Source organism: Mycobacterium sp. (genome assembly GCF_049683935.1).
Taxonomy (GTDB): domain Bacteria; phylum Actinomycetota; class Actinomycetes; order Mycobacteriales; family Mycobacteriaceae; genus Mycobacterium.
On the sequence record NZ_JBAUJR010000125.1, the window covers coordinates 1 to 2,289 of the forward strand.

The window sequence follows — 2,289 nt, forward strand, 5'->3', positions numbered from 1 at the left end:
GGCCAGCACCGCGACGGGGTCGAAAGCCCGCGGGCTCCAGCGGGCCGCGAGGGCAGGGTGGATCGGGACTGAGGTGTCGGCCAACCGGCCGGCGGGTGCGTCGGGCACGGTCGCGACGCTACCGGCGGGATTAATCGGATGCGGGCAGCCTTTATCCTTTATGGGCATCCCCCCGGCAATGGAAGGTTCAGTAGTGGCGCTCGTCGTACAGAAATACGGCGGATCCTCGGTGTCCGACGCCGATCGAATCCGTCGTGTGGCCGAGCGCATCGTCGAGACCAAGAAGGCGGGCAACGACGTCGTTGTCGTCGTCTCTGCGATGGGCGACACCACCGATGAGCTGATGGACCTGGCCAAACAGGTCTGCCCGGCGCCGCCGGCTCGCGAGCTGGACATGCTGCTGACCGCGGGCGAACGCATCTCCAACGCGCTGGTGGCGATGGCCATCGAGTCGCTCGGCGCGCAGGCCCGATCGTTCACCGGATCCCAGGCCGGCGTGATCACCACCGGCACCCACGGCAACGCCAAGATCATCGACGTCACCCCCGGGCGGCTGCGTCAGGCGCTCGACGACGGCCAGATCGTGCTGGTCGCCGGATTCCAGGGTGTCAGCCAGGACACCAAAGACGTCACCACGCTAGGCCGCGGCGGGTCGGACACCACCGCGGTCGCGGTGGCGGCCGCGCTCAAGGCCGATGTGTGCGAGATCTACACCGACGTCGACGGCATCTTCACCGCAGATCCGCGCATCGTTCCCGATGCCCGCCGGCTGGACACCGTCTCCTTCGAGGAGATGCTGGAGATGGCCGCCGCCGGTGCCAAGGTGCTGATGCTGCGTTGCGTGGAGTACGCGCGCCGCTTCGACCTGCCCATCCACGTCCGGTCGTCGTACTCCGACAAACCCGGCACGCTCGTCAAAGGATCGATGGAGGACATCCCGATGGAAGACGCCATCCTCACCGGAGTCGCGCACGACCGCGGCGAGGCCAAGGTCACCGTCGTCGGACTGCCCGACGTCCCCGGCTACGCCGCCCAGGTGTTCCGCGCGGTCGCCGACGCCGACGTGAACATCGACATGGTTCTGCAGAACATCTCGAAGGTCGAAGACGGCAAGACCGACATCACGTTCACCTGCTCGCGGGAGAGCGGGCCCGGCGCCGTGGAGAAGCTGACCTCGCTGCAGGACGAGATCGGCTTCACCCGGGTGCTCTACGACGACCACATCGGCAAGGTGTCGCTGATCGGCGCGGGCATGCGGTCGCACCCCGGTGTGACGGCAACCTTCTGTGAGGCACTCGCCGAAGCGGGCATCAACATCGACCTGATCTCCACCTCCGAGATCCGCATCTCGGTGCTGATCAAGGACACCGAACTCGACAGTGCAGTGGCCGCGCTGCACAGCGCGTTCGGACTCGGCGGCGATGAAGAAGCCGTCGTGTACGCGGGAACGGGGCGCTGAGAACATGGCGGGGCGAGCGAAGCGACGGGATCTGAAATGGTGAGCATAGGTGTAGTCGGAGCGACCGGCCAGGTCGGCCAGGTGATGCGGAAACTGTTGGCAGAGCGCGACTTCCCGGCCACCGAGGTGCGGTTCTTCGCCTCGGCGCGCTCCGCCGGAAAGAAGCTGGAGTTTCGCGGTCAGGAGATCGAGGTCGAGGACTCCGAGACCGCCGATCCGTCCGGCCTGGACATCGCGCTGTTCTCCGCGGGCGCGACGATGTCGCGGGTGCAGGCACCGCGATTCGCGGCCGCGGGTGCGGTGGTGGTCGACAACTCGTCGGCGTGGCGCAAGGATCCCGACGTACCGCTGGTGGTGTCCGAGGTCAACTTCGCGCGCGATGCCCACAACCGTCCGAAGGGCATCATCGCCAACCCGAACTGCACCACGATGGCCGCGATGCCGGTGCTCAAACCGCTGCACGACGAGGCCGGCCTGGTGCGGATGATCGCCTCGACGTACCAAGCGGTTTCGGGCAGCGGGTTGGCCGGGGTCGAGGAACTGTTCGGTCAGGCCAGCGCCGTCGTCGCCGACAGCCAGGAACTGGTGCACGACGGTGGCGCGGTCGCCTTCCCGGCGCCCGACAAGTACGTCGCACCGATCGCGTTCAACGTGGTGCCCCTTGCCGGATCGATCGTCGACGACGGATCCGGCGAGACGGACGAGGATCAGAAGCTGCGCAACGAGAGCCGCAAGATCCTCGGCATCCCCGATCTGGCCGTCTCCGGCACCTGCGTGCGGGTGCCGGTCTACACCGGACACTCGCTGTCGATGAATGTGGAGTTCTCGCA

2 protein-coding genes and 1 pseudogene are annotated in these 2,289 nt (G+C 67.1%); 2 read left to right on the forward strand and 1 reads right to left on the reverse strand.

What is annotated here, in order from left to right:
• A pseudogene (locus WA965_RS07615) lies at window positions 1-108 on the reverse strand (nitroreductase family protein); the annotation flags it as partial.
• Window positions 109-193: 85 nt separating this feature from the next.
• On the opposite strand from WA965_RS07615, the gene WA965_RS07620 reads away from it, so the two are divergent.
• Both WA965_RS07620 and WA965_RS07625 read left to right on the forward strand, forming a co-directional pair.
• A complete protein-coding gene (locus WA965_RS07620) occupies window positions 194-1,459 on the forward strand; it encodes an aspartate kinase (protein ID WP_526294052.1) in 1,266 nt (421 codons plus the stop codon).
• A gap of 36 nt (window positions 1,460-1,495) precedes the next feature.
• The coding region (locus WA965_RS07625; RefSeq protein WP_526447304.1) for an aspartate-semialdehyde dehydrogenase at window positions 1,496-2,289 on the forward strand (794 nt) is incomplete at its 3' end.